Raw genomic sequence first — 15,394 nt, forward strand, 5'->3', positions numbered from 1 at the left:
CCCCCCGCGCCCCCCCCCCCGCCCCCCCCCGGGGGGGGGGGGGGGGGGGGGGGGGGGGGGGGCCCCCCCGTCCTGTTTCCCGAAAGCCTGTCATGAAGCTGATCAAACCGCCGCGCCTGCAACTGGGCGACACCATCGGCCTGATCGCCCCAGGCGGCCATACCGATGCGAAAGCCATCGCCAAGGCCGTCAAGAATATTGAAACGCTGGGCTTCCGCGTGAAGCTGGGCAATAACCTGGAAGCCGTGTACGGCAACTATGGCGGCGTGCCGCAGCTACGGCTGGACGACCTGCACGCCATGTTTGCCGATCCCGAAGTGAAGGCGATCTGGGCGATTCGTGGCGGCTCCGGCTGTATCCAGCTGCTGGCCCACCTCGATTACGAGCTGATCCGGAAGAATCCCAAGATCCTGCTCGGCTATTCCGACATTACCGCCCTGCACCTCGCGATCCAGAAGAAGGTGGGCCTGGTGACCTTCCATGGCCCGGTGGCCTCGTCCACCATGTCCGACTACTCCGTGACGCATATGCTGAATGTGCTGATGAACCCGAAGCAGGAATACACCATCCCGATGGCGCTGGAAAACAGCCGCAAGGCAGAGGAAGAGCCGCACTATGCGATGCGGACAGTGGTTCCTGGTATAAGTGAGGGCCCACTCACGGGCGGTAACCTATGCCTGGTGAGCGCCCTGGTCGGCACTGAATACGCCGCCAATTACAAAGGCGGCATCCTGTTCCTGGAAGAAGTGAACGAAGCGCCCTACCGCATCGACCGCATGATGATGCAGCTGCACCTCAACCGTGGCTTCGAGCAGGCGGCCGGGGTAATGCTCGGCATCTGTGAAAACTGCGGCCCGCAGGACAGCGACATTTCGCTGACTTTGGATGAGACCACGGATCAGCATTTGAAGCCGCTAAAGCAGCCCGCCGTGACCGGCTACAGCTTCGGCCACATCCGCAACCAGTTCACCATCCCGATGGGCATCCGCGCCCGCCTCGACACCGAGCGACAGACCCTCACCCTGCTCGAACCCGCCGTCGCCTAACAGCCCAGCCCGTGTCCCACCATGGGGTCACACCCTAAGCGAGACACGAGTTCAACCGCAATATTGCCGAGGCCGTGTCCCAGTTAGGGTGTGACTCCAGGGTGGGACACGGGCTCGGCAATAAACATAGGCGTAGAATGGGGCGATGCGAATGCTCAAGCACAAGGCGGTGGCCTATGTGCTGGCGCATCCCCTGGATTTTGCGCTGCAGTGCCTGAAGGGCTTCCGCGCTAACCAGGGTTTGCTGCTGGCGGGCGCCGTCGCCTATTACTCGCTGCTTTCTATCGTCCCGCTGCTAATGCTGGTGGTGGTGGCGCTTTCCCACGTCATTCCGCAGCAGGAATTGCTGCAAATTATCGGGCGCTACCTGGAATGGCTGATCCCGGGCCAGTCGCAGGCCGTGGTGGCCGAGGTCGGCCATTTCCTCGAACACCGCGAACTGGTCGGCTGGGCCCTGGTGCTGGTGATGCTGTTCTTTAGCTCGCTGGCCTTTACCGTGCTGGAAAACGCTATGTGCGTGATCTTCCTGCACCGGGTCGCGGTGCGGCGAAGGCATTTCGTGGTGTCGGCCCTGTTGCCGTACTGTTACATCCTGTTCCTGGGCGTCGGCGCCCTGGTGATGACTCTGGTGGCTGGCAGCCTGCAAGTCATCGGCCAGGAGAGCGTGCGCCTGTTCGGCCATGTCTGGTCGCTGCACGGGCTGTCCGGGGTGCTGCTCTACCTGCTGGGCCTGGCGGGCGAAGTACTGATGCTGAGCTCAATCTACCTGGTGATGCCGGTCGGCCGCCTGTCCTGGGCCCACGCGCTGATCGGCGGCGCCACCGCCACCGCGCTATGGGAGGTGGCGCGCCATGTGCTGGTCTGGTATTTCTCCACCCTGTCCCAGGTCAACCTGGTGTACGGTTCGATGACCACCGCCATCGTCGTCATGTTCAGCCTGGAAATCGGCGCCACCTTGCTGCTGTTCGGCGCCCAGGTGATTTCGGAATTCGAAAGGGTGGCGCGCGGCGAACAGCACAAGGCGCCGCGCCGCCTGCAAACCAAGACAGTCTGCTAAGCCAGCGGCAGGGTAATGGTGAAGCGCGCCCCGCCCAGCGCCGAGCTGCCGGCCGCCAGCGTGCCGCCATGCAGCTCAACCGCCTTGCGCGCGATCGACAGGCCGAGGCCGAATCCGCCGGTGTTGCGGTCGCGGCTGCGGTCCAGGCGGTAGAAGGGTTCGAACACGCGCTCCAGCTCCGCCTGCGGGATGCCGGGCCCGTCATCTTCCACCATCACCTGGATGCCGCCCAGGTTGCGCACGGCGCTCAGGCGTACAGTGCGGTTGCCGTATTTGAGGGCATTGCGCAGCAGGTTGCCCACCGCACGCTCCAGCAGCCGCTGGTCGCCGCTGTAGTGGCCCAGCTCCGGCGCCAGCGCCATTTCCAGCACCATGCCCTCTGCCGGCGGCAAGGTATCGCGGCAGTGTCCCAGCGCGGCGCTGAGTTCGAAGGGCTGGCGCTGCAGGTGCGGTTCGGCATCCAGCCGGGTCATGCCGAGCAATTCGTTGACCAGCTCCTTCAGCTCGCGCAGGTCGCCTTCCATGGCGTTGATGCGCTTGTCCAGTGCGGGGTTCTCGGCTGCATCGCGCAGCAGCTCGAGCGCGAACTCGAGCCGTGCAATCGGGGTGCGGATCTCGTGGCCCACCGAATGCAGCAGGTTGCGCTGCGAATCCAGCAGGCGGGCGATGCGGTCGGCCATGTGGTTGATGCGCTCCGCCAGCGGGTAAATGCTGTCCTTGGGCTGCATATGCGCGCGCACCGCCAGGTCGCCGCCGCCGAAACGGTCCGCCACATCGGACAGCTGCTGCAAGCCTTGCCAGTGGGCGCGCGACCAGGCCGCGATAGGGATCAGCAGCACCAGCGCGACGATCAGGTAGCGCACCGCTTCCATGGAGAGGGCAAAGCCGATATCGATCGGCAGGTCCTGCGCCACCAGCGCCTCGTCATTACTGCCGATATAGCGTTCGCCGGCCAGGTCGACGCGCCGGTAAAACGCCTTGCGGCCGATATCCAGCACCACATCGCCGCGCTCGAAGCCTGCCGCGTCGATCCCGGACAGCTGCTTGCGCACCTCGCCCAGCGGCACCAGCTCGAAGCGCATGCCCGACACTTCGCGTACCTTGTTTAGCCGGTCCAGCCACTGGTCGGCCGGGGCCTGGTCGATGTACTGCTCCAGCAGGAAGATCTGGGCCGCCGCCTGGCGCCGCGCAATCGAGTCGAGGGGGTCGCCGAACAGGCGGTTGATGGCGAAATAGACAATGAATGCCGCCGCACTGATGGACAGCATCACCAGTATAAAAAAGCGGAAGAACAGGCGATTCATCTCGCGGATTGTATAAGAAACAAGGACATGCGGCAGATTGGCGTACAAATTTGCGACAAAAAGCGTAAAGATCGCGGCGGATTTCCAGGCCGGCTTTACCTAAGATCACATCATCGCCTGGAGGATTTCGTTATGAACAAACTTGCTCGTTACCTGCCCGTGCTGGGCGCCCTGTTCCTGGCTGCCTGCGGTGGCGGCGGCGGTGGTTCGGCCACCCAGGCCTTGGCCACCGGTGGCCAGGGCATTGCTGTCGGTGAGCCGGCCCCCGGCGCCCCCGCTAAAGATGACTTCATCAAGATGGCGCGCGGCGACGTATCGTGCAGCGACCGCACCAACCGGCTGTACATCATCGACGGTAAACAAGTGTTCTGGGAAGTTGCCGGCAACTGCGCTGACGCCAGCTACCGCAACACCCTGTTCGGCATGACCCCGCAAGCGCTGCAGTGCACCAACGGCGACTCCATCGCCGGCCCGCGCACCACCTGCACCGACGCCAGCCAGCGCGCCCTGTTCGACATCATCGTGGCCAACCTGGACAAGCCGGACCTGGGCCTGGGCGCCGGCCACAAAGTCGAATATGTGCCGTTCCTGCCGAAAGACGGCCCGCTGGCCTTCCAGAAGCTGGCGACCGAGCAGATCTCCGGATTGACGAACGCCGAGAACGTGGTGGCGCGTGATGAAGACGCTTTCCGTAAGCTGTGGACCGGTGTGTACCAGAACCGCGTCCCGGCGCCGGATCTGCCGAAGATCGACTTCACCCGCAAGATGGTGCTGGCCGTGGCAACCGGCTATGGCGGCGGCTGCACCCACGTGGGGATTGAAAAGGTCTCCGTCAGCGGCGACGCCCTGCTGGTCAACTACCACGTGATCCAGCCGGCAGACGGTATGGCCTGCGCCGCGGTAGTCACCTCGCCGGTGAGCATGGTGTTGGTGGACCGCATCGATGCCAAGGTGAACTTCAGCGGAATCTGAGCGTTTTCACGGTTGGGATGGTATTGCATTTACAATGTGCGCCATTCCCAACCGTAGACGTTTCATATGCGACAGTACCTGTTCCTCGCCCTCGCCGGCGCCTGCAGCACGGTAGCAGCACAGACACCGGCCACAAACCCGATGCCAGACGGCAGTCGGGATATGTTCATTGGTGTGGGCGCCCAGTCCGTTCCGCGCTATGAAGGCGCGGACGACAACCGCACCTTGCCCCTGCCGGTGATGCAGATCCAGTGGAGTAACGGGATCTTCGTGTCCGGTACTTCGGTCGGCTGGCACTTGTCGCCGTCGCCATCGATGGAGTTCGGGCCGCTGCTGGCGATGTCGCCGCGGCGCGACCGCGACGGGCTGTCGCTCGGCATCGGCAGCGTCGGCGAAAGTTCAGACGGCCGCGCCTTCATTACCGGCATCCGCCCAGGCGGCATCGTGCCGGGCGGCTCCGAGGCGCCGGCGGAGAACGGCGGCAACAAGCTGTATTACATGGACGTGGTGAAGCGCCGCGTGCTGTACGGCGGCTTTTTCAATTACTACCTGAGCCCCAAGCTGCGCCTGACCAATAACCTGACTTATGGCGGTGGCAAGGACCGCAATGGCGCGCGCCTGCACACCGCCTTGCAGTACATGTTGGAAGACATCGTGCCGCACCATACCGTGGTCTTGTCGGCCGGCGTATCGGTGGTCAACCGCGCCAACAATGAAACCTGGTTCGGCATCACCAAGGATGAAGCCAGCCGCAGCACGCTGTCGTTCTACCGCCCGGATGGCGGTGTGCAGTCGGTGCGCGCGAGCCTGCGCTGGAACTGGGCGCTGAGCCCAAGCTGGATGTTGACGTCGGGCCTCCAGGTGGACCGCCTGGCGGGTGACGCCAAGAGAAGCCCGCTGGTTGACCGGGCGACCAATGTCTATATTTCTTCTGCCCTGGCTTACCGATTCTGATGAAAACTTTGACCCTGCTCCGCACCATGCTGCCGGCCCTGTGCCTGGCCGCGGTGTCCTGTGCCGCCCAGGCGCAGGAGGAGTGGGTCAGCTATCGCGACGCCTATAAGCAGATGGTGGTGTTTGCCAAGTACGGCAAGCCGAAGAACTTCCTGCAGGTGCATTACCAGGTCAGCCCGCGCGATGCGGCGGGCACGCTGGATGGCTTGCACCTGACGCTGACGGGCAAGAACACGCAACTGAACCTGCCTTTGGATGCGGCCGGGCGCGCGATCTTCCCGCTGCTGAAGGCGGCTTATGACGACAATGCCGTGCTGGCGCTGAACCGCCGGCTGGCGCATTACCGCTTCATGCCGCGCGTGTCGATCATGTCGCGCAATGACGGCATTTATGAATCCGCCGATCTGCGCGCGGCGTGCGAACAGGCGCTGGCCTACCAGCGCTTTGTGGATGCGTCCTATAACGCCAAGAAGTGCAGCGGCGTGCGCTTTGTGTTTGTGAACCGCGCCGAGGCGCTGGTGCAGGTGAAGTTCGGCCAGCGCGAAGCGCCGCTGCCGGTGGTGGATGGTCCCGCCTTTGAAGGTGAAACGGCGGGAGCCTTCCGCACCGCCACTTACCGCTTTGCCGACTGGTCGTCGCAGGGGCAAGTCGTCAGCCAGAATACGCCGCTGGCGATTGCCCCGCTATACGATTAATTCCAGGCCGAAGGCGAGAACAGGTAGCCCTCGCCCCACACGGTCTTGATCTTTTCCCCATCCGTGTCGTCGAACTTGCGGCGCAGCTTGGAGATGCTGTTGTCGATGCTGCGGTCCAGGCCATCGAACTCGATGCCGCGCATGGTCTTCAGCAGGGCGTCGCGCGACAGCACGCTGCCGGCCGATTCCGCCAGCACCAGAAGCAGTTTGTATTCCGTATTCGACAGCGCGCAAGGCTGGCCGCGCCAAGTGACGGAGCGGTCGCTGGTAATGATGCTCAGCTGGCCGAACACCAGCTGGTCCGCGTCCGGCTTGCCCTGGCGGCGGCGCAGCAGGGCGCGCAGGCGGGCCAGCAGCACGCGCGGCTGCACCGGCTTGTTGATGAAGTCATCGGCGCCCTGCTCCAGCAGGGACACCTCGTCGTACGAGTCTTCGCGCGCCGTCATGATCAGGATCGGCACGTCGCTGATTTCGCGGATTTGCTGGCTGACCTTCATGCCGTCCATCCCGGGCAGCATCAGGTCCAGCACCACGATGTCGGGGTTGGCGGCCTTAAAGCGAGGCAGGGCCTCATCGCCGCGCGGCACCACGTCCACCTTGAACTCGTAGCCCGCCAAATACTCCGTGACCAGCTCGGCCAGGCGCGCATCGTCTTCCACCAACATCACATGAACCATGACTATCTCCTTGTGGCGGATATTCTATAAGAGCTGCCCGGTTGTGGCACAAATTCACTGAAATTCCGACAAACCGATACATTTTGTGAAGCCCGGCCTGACTTAGCTCAAACGGCGCCTCCGCCCGGTGCCGAATAATGCTCCTACGACCTTTCGTAAGGAGCCGATCATGTCTTTCGATAACGAAGTGTTTGTGTCCAGCCTCCGTAAGAATGCCTCCAGTCATAGCCGAGCGCAATGCGCCAAGTACGTTCGGCTTGCGTTGGAGGCTGGCGGTGCCGATACCTCGGGCCACCCGGTAGAAGCCAAAAGGTATGGCAATCTATTGACGCGTAACGGCTGCCGAGCGATTACGGTAGATAAGCCCGAGATTCATGTTTTCCAAAAGGGTGACATTGGCACGGCTTATGCCAAGGAGAAACCAAAATATGTGGTCTATCGTCGCTAGGCGGGCGTTGGTTATCGGCGCGATCTTTTTGCTGACCAGTAGCGGTTTTGCGTCGGCTGCGCCGGCCGGCGCCGAGGTGGTGGTCGCGCGTTTGTATAAGGATTTTGGGTGGCAGGCTTTTGCTATCCAAAATGAACTGTTCGAGAACGGTGTCGCGCAACAGGGAAAGGATGTTTTGGGGCGCTATTTCGACCCCGAGCTGGCGCGGCTAATTAGGGATGATGCGGCTTGCCAATCCAAAGAGCGCGGGATTTGCAGGCTGGATTTCGACATTCTGTTTGATTCGCAAGACCCGGTGGTGACGGATCTGGAACTATCGCTGCTGGCAGCCGGGAGAGTGCAGGTGCGGTTCAAGAATCCGGTAAGCGGCGAGGCCACCACGATCGAATACCGGCTTGCGCGTGGGCGCATTGTGGATGTTCTCTATGGCCCGCAGGGTGCGCGTTCGTTGAAGCGCATCCTGCGGGGCACGGACTGATTACAGCGCGCGGGCGATCAGGATTTTCTGGATGTCGCTGGTGCCTTCGTAGATCTGGCATACGCGGACGTCGCGGTAGATGCGTTCGACCGGGAAGTCGGCGGTGTAGCCGTAGCCGCCGTGGATCTGGATCGCGTCGGAGCAGACGCGCTCGGCCATCTCGGAGGCGAACAGCTTGGCCATCGCGGCTTCCTTCAGGCATGGCTGGCCGGCGTCCTTCAGCGAGGCGGCGTGCCAGATCAGCTGGCGGGCGGCTTCCAGCTGCATTGCCATTTCGGACAGCTTGAACTGCACCGACTGGTGCTCGAAGATCGGCTTGCCGAACGATTCGCGCTCGCGGGCGTATTTCAGCGCGGCTTCGAAAGCGGAGCGCGCCATGCCGACCGACTGCGAGGCGATGCCGATTCGGCCGCCTTCCAGGCCGGACAGGGCGATCTTGTAGCCCTGGCCTGGCTCGCCGATCATGTTCGCTGCCGGCACGCGGCAGTTTTCGAACAGGATCTGCGCGGTGTCGGAGGAGTGCTGGCCCATCTTGTGTTCGATGCCGGCCACGATATAGCCCGGAGTGCTGGTCGGTACCCAGAACGCGCTGATGCCCTTCTTGCCGGCTGCCTTGTCGGTCACCGCGAACACGATCGCCACGTCGGCATGCTTGCCGGAGGTGATGAACTGCTTGGTGCCGTTGATGATGAAGTCGTCCCCGTCGCGGGTGGCGGTGGTGCGCAGGGCGGAAGCGTCGCTGCCGGTATGCGGCTCGGTCAGGGCGAAAGCGCCCAGCATCTCGCCTTGCGCCAGTGGGCGCAGCCACTGCTGCTTCTGCTGCTCGTTGGCGTACATCATGCCGATGCTGCACACCGGGCAGTTATTCACGGAGATCACGGTGGAGGTGCCGCCATCGCCGGCGGCGATTTCTTCCAGCACCAGCGCGAGCGACACGTAATCCAGGCCGGCGCCGCCCAGTTCTTCCGGCACGGCCACGCCGAAGGCGCCCAGCGCCGCCAGTTCTTTCAGCTCTTCCTTCGGGAAGTGGTGTTCCTTGTCCCAGCGCGCTGCGTTGGGCGCCAGGCGTTCCTGCGAAAACGCGCGCAGCGCATCGCGGATCATTTCGTGTTCTTCTTTGAGGATCATTATTCTTTACCAGCCAATAGTGGAACCGTCGTAGTCTCGGTAGACGGGTTGTTCGGATGCGGGGAGGTCGGCCAGCACGCGGCGGATGCCGGCGGCGCTTTCTTCGACCGAAAGCGTGGCCGAGGCGCCGCCCATGTCGGTGCGGACCCAGCCCGGGTGCAGGGCGGCAAACGTGGCGCCCTTGTTGGCAAATTGATGCGCGGTGTCGATCAGCACGGAGTTCAGCGCGGCCTTGCTGGCGCGGTACAGCGAGCCGGAAGATCCGTTACGCTCGCTCAGGGAACCCATGCGGGAAGACATCACCGCCAGTTTGCCGCGCCCTGCGCACACCAGCGGGGCGATGATCGGCAGCAGCCGCATCGCGCCCAGCACATTGGTGTGCATCACGGCGTCGAAATCAGTTTGCATGGGGAAGCCGTCGCTGCGCGGGCCAAAGATGCCCGCGTTCAGGATGGCGACGTCCAGCTCTTCGCCATCGAGTTTCCAGCCCATGCCGGCTACGGCTTCCACATTGGTGACGTCCAGCTTGTGGGCTTCAGCACCCATCCCGGCCAGCATGGCGACATCTTCCTTCTTGCGGGCCGTGGCGATCACGCGCCAGCCATCGGCCAGGTACTGGCGCACCAGTTCCAGGCCGATGCCGCGCGAGGCGCCGATAACGAGTGCCAGCGCCATCAGGCTTATACCAGCTCGATGCCCATGGCAGTGGCTTCGCCGCCGCCGATGCACAGTGCTGCAACGCCCTTCTTGCCGCCCTTGGCCTTCAGTGCGCCGATCAGGGTGGTGATGATGCGCGCGCCGGTGGCGCCGATCGGGTGGCCCAGGGCGCAGGCGCCGCCGTGCACGTTCACCTTGCTGTGCGGGATGTCCAGGTCGTGCATCGCTGCCATTGGCACGGCGGCGAAGGCTTCGTTGATCTCGAACAGGTCAACGTCGCTGGCTTTCCAGCCGGTCTTGGCGAACAGCTTCTGGATCGCGCCGATCGGGGCGGTGGTGAACTGCTCCGGCACCAGGGCGTTGGTGGCGTGGCCGGTGATCCTGGCGATCACGTTGGCGCCCAGCTTCTTGGCGGTCGATTCGCGCATCAGCACCAGTGCAGCAGCGCCGTCGTTGATCGAAGACGAGGATGCGGCGGTGATGGTGCCGTCCTTGGCGAAGGCTGGCTTCAGCGAAGGGATCTTTTCAACCTTGGCTTTCAGCGGGCCTTCATCCTTGTCGATTACCACGTCGCCGGCACGGCCGGATACGGTCACCGGGGCGATTTCCCAGTTGAAGGCGCCGGATGCCTGGGCAGCCTGGGCGCGCTTCACGGATTCAATCGCGAAGGCGTCCTGCGCTTCACGGGTGAACTTGTAGGCGGTCGAGCACTGTTCGGCGAAGGTGCCCATCGAGCGGCCCTGGCCGGTCTTGGCGTCGCGGGTGTAGGCGTCTTCCAGGCCGTCGTACATCATGTGGTCGAACATCATGCCGTGGCCGATGCGGTAGCCGCCGCGTGCCTTCGGGATCAGGTACGGGGCGTTGGTCATGGACTCCATGCCGCCTGCCACGATCACGTCGGCGGAACCGGCGGCGATGGTGTCGTAGGCGAAGATGGCGGCCTGCATGGCGGAGCCGCACATTTTCGACAGGGTTACGGCGCCGGCGGAAACCGGCAGGCCGGCCTTGATTGCGGCCTGGCGTGCAGGGGCCTGGCCCTGGCCTGCCATCAGGCAGTTGCCGAAGTAGACGTGCTCTACGGCTTCCGGCTTGATGCCGGCGCGCTCGACGGCGGCCTTGATGGCCACGGCGCCCAGGTCATTTGCGCTCAGGCTGGAAAAGTCGCCCTGGAAGGCGCCCATTGGGGTGCGGGCTGCGCCGACGATTACGATAGGGTCATTCATTTTCAAAGGTCTCCAAAAGGGATGGTGTCAAGGGGGCCGCCACCGAGGGTGGCAGGCTTTGATTGCAGAATCGAACGTGTTGAGGGTAGGGGAACACGTCCTCAATGACGCCACTGGCGATCCGCTCCTTCTTCCCGGCCCACCAGGACTGGGACAACAGATCGGCGTGGTGCTTCATAAAGTATTTTCGGATTTTCGCGTTTCCTAGCAGAAAGTTGCCAAACTGCTCGGGAAACACGTCGTGCTTGCCGATCGGGTACCACGGCTCGGCGGACATTTCGTCCTCCTCGTTACGCGGTGCCGGAATCACACGGAAGTTGCAGTCCGTGATGTATTCGATTTCATCGTAGTCGTAGAAAACGACACGTTTATGACGGGTGAGGCCGAAGTTCTTGTACAGCATATCACCCGGGAAGATATTGGCCGCCACCAGGTCCTTGATGGCGTTGCCGTATTCGATGATGCCATGCTCCAGCGCCGCATCGTCGCCCACTTCGTCGGCGTGCGACAGGAAGATATTCAGCGGCACCATGCGGCGCTCGATGTACAGGTGCTTGATCACGATCTGCTCGCCATCCTCTTCCACCAGCGAGGGTGCGAAGTGCATCAGTTCTTTCACCAGCTCGTCGGAGAAGCGGTTGCGCGGGAAGGCCACGTTGGAATATTCCAGCGTATCGGCCATGCGTCCTACGCGGTCGTGGTGCTTCACCAGCAGGTATTTGGCCTTGATCTGCTCGCGCGTGGTTTCCTTCGGCGCCGGATAGAAGTCCTTGATCACCTTGAACACATAAGGGAAGGACGGCAGCGCGAACACCAGCATCACCAGGCCGCGGATGCCGGGCGCAATCGTGAACAGGTCGGACGAGTGCTTCAGGTGCTGCAGGTAGTCGCGGTAGAAGGCGTTCTTGCCCTGCTTCTGCAGGCCGAGGATGGTGTAGATCTCGCTGCGCGGCTTGCGCGGCATCATATTGCGCAGGAACTGCACGTAGGCCGACGGTACTTCCATGTCGACCATGAAGTAGGCGCGCGTGAACGAGAACAAGGTGACGATCAATTCGTCTTCGGTCAGGATCGCGTCCAGCACCAGCTGCTTGTTCTTGTTGTGCAGGATCGGGATTACGAACGGCAGTTCGCGGTTGCCGTTGACGGCCTTGCCGACAATGTAGGCGCCTTTGTTGCGGAAGAACAGGCTCGAAAGCACCTGGATCTGCGCATTCGGTTCCAGTTCGCCGAACAGGCTGGCCATGCGCGCTTCCACCAGGCCGATGTCGCGCGACAGGTTGGCGAACGGCGTATCCAGCTGGAAGTTGGTGACGATGCGCTTGAGCGTGAAGGTCAGGCCGTCTTTCGCGGGGTAGTAGACGCGGTAGATCGGCGCCGCTTCTTCGGTTTCGATGTACTCAGTGGAGATCACCGGGCGCACGAAAATGAATTCGTTGTTGAAGTAGGAGCGGTGCAGGATATTGCAGCAGACGGAGTTGAAGAAGGTCTCGGCCAGCTCCGGCTGCTTGTGGTTGGTCAGCATGCCGATGTAGTGCAGCTTAAGCTCGCGCCACACTTCATCGGTCAGCTCGGACGGGTCGTACTCGTCCTCCAGCATTTGCACGCATTCCTGCACGCGCTTGTCGTAGTAGTCGATGCGCTCGCGCGCCGCGACCTGGGCGACGGCCCAATCGCCTTTCTCGAAATGCCGCTTGGCCGCCTGCGCCGCCTGCCGGAACAGGCGGTAGTGCTTGTCGAACCCCTCGCGTATGGTGCGCGCGATGTCGAACGCAATTTGCGACGACAGCAGCTTGGGGAAGGCGGCGTGGATCATGGCGGCCTTGCGGGCAGGACTTCTTACTTGGTCTCGGCGAACAGCTCGCGGCCAATCAGCATGCGGCGGATTTCGCTGGTGCCGGCGCCGATTTCGTACAGCTTGGCATCGCGCCACAGGCGGCCGACCGGGTACTCGTTGATATAGCCGTTGCCGCCCAGGGTCTGGATTGCTTCGCCAGCCATCCAGGTTGCCTTTTCGGCCGAGTACAGGATGGCGCCGGCGGCGTCCTTGCGCAGTGCGCGTACCTGCTCTGGCGAAGTGGCGCGGTCGCAGGCCTGGCCCACGGCGTAGACGTAGGCGCGGCACGCCATCATGGTGGAGTACATATCCGCCAGTTTGCCCTGCATCAGCTGGAATTCGCCGATCGGCTGGCCGAACTGCTTGCGGTCGTGGATGTAAGGGACCACAGCGTCCATACAGGCCGACATGATGCCCAGCGGACCGCCGGACAGCACGGTGCGCTCGAAGTCCAGGCCGGACATCAGCACGTTGACGCCCTTGCCCAGGCCGCCCAGCACGTTCTCGGCAGGCACTTCGCAGTCTTCGAACACCAGCTCGCCGGTGTGCGAGCCGCGCATGCCCAGCTTGTCCAGCTTCTGGGCGATGGAGAAGCCCTTGAAGCCTTTCTCGATCAGGAAAGCGGTCATGCCGCGCGGGCCGGCTTCCAGGTCATTCTTGGCGTACACCACCAGGGTGTCGGCGTCCGGACCGTTGGTGATCCACATCTTGGTGCCGTTCAGCACCCAGCGGTCGCCCTTGAAGTCGGCGCGCAGCTTCATCGACACCACGTCGGAACCGGCGTTTGGCTCGGACATGGCCAGCGCACCCACGTGCTCGCCGGAGATCAGCTTGGGCAGGTATTTCTGTTTTTGTTCTTCGGTACCGTTGCGCTTGATCTGGTTCACGCACAGGTTGGAGTGGGCGCCGTAGGACAGGCCGACCGAGGCGGAAGCGCGGGAAATTTCTTCCATCGCGATGATGTGGGCCAGGTAGCCCATGTTGGAGCCGCCGTATTCTTCGCCGACGGTGATGCCCAGCAGGCCCAGTTCGCCCATCTTCTTCCACAGGTCCATCGGGAACTGGTCGGTACGGTCGATTTCGGCGGCGCGCGGGGCGATTTCGGCGGCGGCAAACTGTTGTACCGCTTCGCGCAGGGCGGCGATGTCCTCGCCGTGGTCAAAGGTCAGGCCTGGGAGATGGAGCATGTCTTCCTCTATTGGATGTTGGGTATTTGGGTATTGAAAGGCTGATGATACGCCTGAGTGACGTTAACGTAAACGTCAAGTAGCTTCGGATTGCTTTTCAGCAAGAGCCGCCAGCAAGCGCCGGCATTCTTCCTCGTGGGTGGTGATCTCCTGCAGCGACATTTCAATGTCCTCGCGCTGCTGTTCCAGCGTCTCGCGGTGCTGCGCCAGCACTCCCAGGAAGCGGTTCATCTGGGCTGCGGTATCCTTGGGCGACTCGTACATATCGACCAGGCTCTTGATCTCGCTCAGCGACAGGCCGATGCGCTTGCCGCGCAGGGTCAGCTTGAGGCGGGTGCGGTCGCGTGGTGTATATACGCGGTTGCGGCCGCCGGCACCCTCGCGCGATGGCGCCAGGAGGCCCTGGTCTTCGTAGAAACGGATGGCGCGCGGGGTAATATCGAATTCGCGGGCGAGTTCAGTGATGGTGTAGGTCGGCATGGCTTACAATGGATCTTCCGTTTACGTAACGTTAACCACATTCTAGCCTATGAATCCGCTCGAATCCCAGCTTGACTATCCATTTGGCGACACTCTGCCAGCCGCCGGCACCATCCTGGAAGTCGCGCCCGGCGTGGCGTGGATGCGCCTGCCGCTGCCTTTTGCCCTGGACCACATCAACCTGTGGCTGCTGCGCGAGGCGGATGGCTGGAGCGTGGTCGACTGCGGCGTGGCGCTGGATGCCAGCAAGGATGCCTGGAACGCGGTGCTGGCCGGACCACTGGCGGGCCAGCCCCTGCAGCGCGTAGTGGCCACTCACTGTCACCCCGACCATGTGGGCCTGGCCGACTGGCTGTGCCAGCGCTTCGGCGTGTCGCTGTGGATGACGGCGGGCGAATATGCCTTTGCCCGCATGATGTCGGCCGGCCTGCCCGGCGTGGACGGACCGTCGGCTGTGCCGCACTTCGAGCGCCACGGCCTGGTCGACCCTGAGATGCTGGAAAAAATGCGCTCGCGCAAGAACTACTTCCCCTCGCTGGTGCCATCGGTGCCGACCGCCTATGTGCGCTTGCAGGACGGACAGTTGGTCACGGCCGGTGACTGCGGCTGGCGCGTCATTACGGGCTTTGGCCACTCGCCGGAGCACGCGGCGCTGTATTGCGAGCAGCTGAATGTGCTGATTTCTGGTGATATGGTCTTACCACGTATTTCGACCAATATGTCGGTGTTCGCCGTCGAGCCGGAAGCCAACCCCTTGCAGCAATACCTCGACTCGCTCGAGCGCTTCGCCGGCCTGCCGGACGATGTGCTGGTACTGCCATCGCATGGCCGCCCGTTCCGCGGCTTGCATACCCGTATCCAGCAGTTGCGCGACCATCACGAGGCGCGCCTGGCCGAGGTGCTGGCCGCCTGTGCCGACATCCCGCGCAGCGCCGCCGAGATAGTACCAATCATGTTCCGCCGCCCGTTGGATGCCCACCAGCTCAGCTTCGCCCTGGGTGAGGCGCTGGCCCATCTCCACAAGCTATGGCGGGATGGTATCGTGCGCCGGGATAGCGGTAAGGACGGCATCATACGTTTCATAAAGGCGCCAAAAGTTACCGTCGGTCTCTAATACCAGCCGACCGGTCGACAACCAAGATCGCCCCTAGGTTTGTAGTCGCAAAGCAACTTTGATAGTCAATGTTGCATCTCGATTACTTGTCGTCCTGACAAGTAGATTCTGCTAGATTTGACCAGTTACGCCGAAAA

Annotated in this window: 16 protein-coding genes; 8 read left to right on the plus strand and 8 right to left on the minus strand. The window is 62.8% G+C overall.

Features of this window, described 5'->3' with window-relative positions:
• The first annotated feature begins 92 nt into the window (after positions 1-92).
• Both AAHE99_RS16160 and AAHE99_RS16165 read left to right on the plus strand, forming a co-directional pair.
• Positions 93-1,046, plus strand: coding sequence for a S66 peptidase family protein (locus tag AAHE99_RS16160; RefSeq protein WP_342118382.1), 954 nt, complete (start codon positions 93-95; stop codon positions 1,044-1,046).
• Between the two features lie 151 nt (positions 1,047-1,197).
• Positions 1,198-2,103: a YihY/virulence factor BrkB family protein gene (locus AAHE99_RS16165; protein WP_342118383.1), complete on the plus strand. Its 906-nt coding sequence runs from the start codon at positions 1,198-1,200 to the stop codon at positions 2,101-2,103.
• Here AAHE99_RS16165 and AAHE99_RS16170 read toward each other — a convergent pair.
• Complete coding sequence (locus AAHE99_RS16170) at positions 2,100-3,407, minus strand: ATP-binding protein (RefSeq protein WP_342118384.1); 1,308 nt, start codon at positions 3,405-3,407, stop codon at positions 2,100-2,102. The two genes, AAHE99_RS16165 and AAHE99_RS16170, sit on opposite strands and share 4 nt — an antisense overlap.
• Before the next feature lie 132 nt (positions 3,408-3,539).
• Here AAHE99_RS16170 and AAHE99_RS16175 point away from each other — a divergent pair, with 132 nt between their 5' ends.
• From AAHE99_RS16175 to AAHE99_RS16185, 3 genes are all read left to right on the plus strand, one after another.
• Complete coding sequence (locus AAHE99_RS16175) at positions 3,540-4,379, plus strand: hypothetical protein (protein WP_342118385.1); 840 nt, start codon at positions 3,540-3,542, stop codon at positions 4,377-4,379.
• Positions 4,380-4,445: 66 nt separating this feature from the next.
• Positions 4,446-5,333 (plus strand): MipA/OmpV family protein, encoded by an 888-nt coding sequence (locus AAHE99_RS16180; RefSeq protein WP_342118386.1) that lies wholly within the window; start codon positions 4,446-4,448, stop codon positions 5,331-5,333.
• Complete coding sequence (locus AAHE99_RS16185; RefSeq protein WP_342118387.1) at positions 5,333-6,028, plus strand: hypothetical protein; 696 nt, start codon at positions 5,333-5,335, stop codon at positions 6,026-6,028. Before AAHE99_RS16180 ends, AAHE99_RS16185 begins: the two co-directional genes overlap by 1 nt.
• Here the strand turns inward: AAHE99_RS16185 and AAHE99_RS16190 are convergent.
• A complete protein-coding gene (locus tag AAHE99_RS16190) occupies positions 6,025-6,705 on the minus strand; it encodes a response regulator (protein ID WP_342118388.1) in 681 nt (226 codons plus the stop codon). The genes AAHE99_RS16185 and AAHE99_RS16190 overlap by 4 nt on opposite strands.
• A 169-nt stretch (positions 6,706-6,874) precedes the next feature.
• Here AAHE99_RS16190 and AAHE99_RS16195 point away from each other — a divergent pair, with 169 nt between their 5' ends.
• Together AAHE99_RS16195 and AAHE99_RS16200 are read left to right on the plus strand one after the other, a co-directional pair.
• Positions 6,875-7,153, plus strand: coding sequence for a hypothetical protein (locus tag AAHE99_RS16195; protein WP_342118389.1), 279 nt, complete (start codon positions 6,875-6,877; stop codon positions 7,151-7,153).
• A complete protein-coding gene (locus AAHE99_RS16200) occupies positions 7,134-7,631 on the plus strand; it encodes a DUF3828 domain-containing protein (RefSeq protein WP_342118390.1) in 498 nt (165 codons plus the stop codon). The genes AAHE99_RS16195 and AAHE99_RS16200 overlap by 20 nt, the downstream gene beginning before the upstream one ends.
• Here the strand turns inward: AAHE99_RS16200 and AAHE99_RS16205 are convergent, their stop codons facing one another.
• The 6 genes from AAHE99_RS16205 to AAHE99_RS16230 form a co-directional block, all read right to left on the minus strand.
• Positions 7,632-8,759 (minus strand): acyl-CoA dehydrogenase family protein, encoded by a 1,128-nt coding sequence (locus tag AAHE99_RS16205; RefSeq protein ID WP_342118391.1) that lies wholly within the window; start codon positions 8,757-8,759, stop codon positions 7,632-7,634.
• A gap of 6 nt (positions 8,760-8,765) precedes the next feature.
• Positions 8,766-9,434: an SDR family oxidoreductase gene (locus AAHE99_RS16210; protein ID WP_342118392.1), complete on the minus strand. Its 669-nt coding sequence runs from the start codon at positions 9,432-9,434 to the stop codon at positions 8,766-8,768.
• Between the two features lie 5 nt (positions 9,435-9,439).
• Positions 9,440-10,639, minus strand: coding sequence for an acetyl-CoA C-acyltransferase (locus AAHE99_RS16215; RefSeq protein ID WP_342118393.1), 1,200 nt, complete (start codon positions 10,637-10,639; stop codon positions 9,440-9,442).
• Positions 10,632-12,455 carry a bifunctional isocitrate dehydrogenase kinase/phosphatase gene (gene aceK, locus AAHE99_RS16220; protein WP_342118394.1) on the minus strand — a complete coding sequence of 608 codons (1,824 nt, stop codon included), beginning with the start codon at positions 12,453-12,455 and terminating at the stop codon, positions 10,632-10,634. The genes AAHE99_RS16215 and aceK overlap by 8 nt, the downstream gene beginning before the upstream one ends.
• Positions 12,456-12,478: 23 nt before the next feature.
• On the minus strand, positions 12,479-13,663 hold the full coding sequence (locus AAHE99_RS16225; protein WP_342118395.1) for an isovaleryl-CoA dehydrogenase: 1,185 nt from the start codon (positions 13,661-13,663) through the stop codon (positions 12,479-12,481).
• 75 nt (positions 13,664-13,738) lie between these two features.
• Positions 13,739-14,143 (minus strand): MerR family transcriptional regulator, encoded by a 405-nt coding sequence (locus tag AAHE99_RS16230; protein ID WP_342118396.1) that lies wholly within the window; start codon positions 14,141-14,143, stop codon positions 13,739-13,741.
• A 49-nt stretch (positions 14,144-14,192) separates the two neighbouring features.
• On the opposite strand from AAHE99_RS16230, the gene AAHE99_RS16235 reads away from it, so the two are divergent.
• Positions 14,193-15,257 (plus strand): MBL fold metallo-hydrolase, encoded by a 1,065-nt coding sequence (locus tag AAHE99_RS16235; RefSeq protein ID WP_342118397.1) that lies wholly within the window; start codon positions 14,193-14,195, stop codon positions 15,255-15,257.
• Positions 15,258-15,394: the final 137 nt, after the last annotated feature.

The sequence above is a fragment of the Pseudoduganella sp. OTU4001 genome, assembly GCF_038440195.1.
Classification (GTDB): Bacteria; Pseudomonadota; Gammaproteobacteria; order Burkholderiales; family Burkholderiaceae_D; genus Rugamonas.

Bases quoted from the DNA above. Each gene is read 5' to 3' on its own strand.
- AAHE99_RS16165 (WP_342118383.1), top strand. From the start codon at position 1,198: ATGCTCAAGCACAAGGCGGTGGCCTATGTGCTGGCGCATCCCCTGGAT.
- aceK (WP_342118394.1), bottom strand. From the start codon at position 12,455: ATGATCCACGCCGCCTTCCCCAAGCTGCTGTCGTCGCAAATTGCGTTC.
- AAHE99_RS16195 (WP_342118389.1), top strand. From the start codon at position 6,875: ATGTCTTTCGATAACGAAGTGTTTGTGTCCAGCCTCCGTAAGAATGCC.
- AAHE99_RS16170 (WP_342118384.1), bottom strand. From the start codon at position 3,407: ATGAATCGCCTGTTCTTCCGCTTTTTTATACTGGTGATGCTGTCCATC.
- AAHE99_RS16185 (WP_342118387.1), top strand. From the start codon at position 5,333: ATGAAAACTTTGACCCTGCTCCGCACCATGCTGCCGGCCCTGTGCCTG.
- AAHE99_RS16235 (WP_342118397.1), top strand. From the start codon at position 14,193: ATGAATCCGCTCGAATCCCAGCTTGACTATCCATTTGGCGACACTCTG.
- AAHE99_RS16230 (WP_342118396.1), bottom strand. From the start codon at position 14,143: ATGCCGACCTACACCATCACTGAACTCGCCCGCGAATTCGATATTACC.
- AAHE99_RS16190 (WP_342118388.1), bottom strand. From the start codon at position 6,705: ATGGTTCATGTGATGTTGGTGGAAGACGATGCGCGCCTGGCCGAGCTG.
- AAHE99_RS16210 (WP_342118392.1), bottom strand. From the start codon at position 9,434: ATGGCGCTGGCACTCGTTATCGGCGCCTCGCGCGGCATCGGCCTGGAA.
- AAHE99_RS16175 (WP_342118385.1), top strand. From the start codon at position 3,540: ATGAACAAACTTGCTCGTTACCTGCCCGTGCTGGGCGCCCTGTTCCTG.
- AAHE99_RS16215 (WP_342118393.1), bottom strand. From the start codon at position 10,639: ATGAATGACCCTATCGTAATCGTCGGCGCAGCCCGCACCCCAATGGGC.
- AAHE99_RS16205 (WP_342118391.1), bottom strand. From the start codon at position 8,759: ATGATCCTCAAAGAAGAACACGAAATGATCCGCGATGCGCTGCGCGCG.
- AAHE99_RS16225 (WP_342118395.1), bottom strand. From the start codon at position 13,663: ATGCTCCATCTCCCAGGCCTGACCTTTGACCACGGCGAGGACATCGCC.
- AAHE99_RS16200 (WP_342118390.1), top strand. From the start codon at position 7,134: ATGTGGTCTATCGTCGCTAGGCGGGCGTTGGTTATCGGCGCGATCTTT.
- AAHE99_RS16180 (WP_342118386.1), top strand. From the start codon at position 4,446: ATGCGACAGTACCTGTTCCTCGCCCTCGCCGGCGCCTGCAGCACGGTA.
- AAHE99_RS16160 (WP_342118382.1), top strand. From the start codon at position 93: ATGAAGCTGATCAAACCGCCGCGCCTGCAACTGGGCGACACCATCGGC.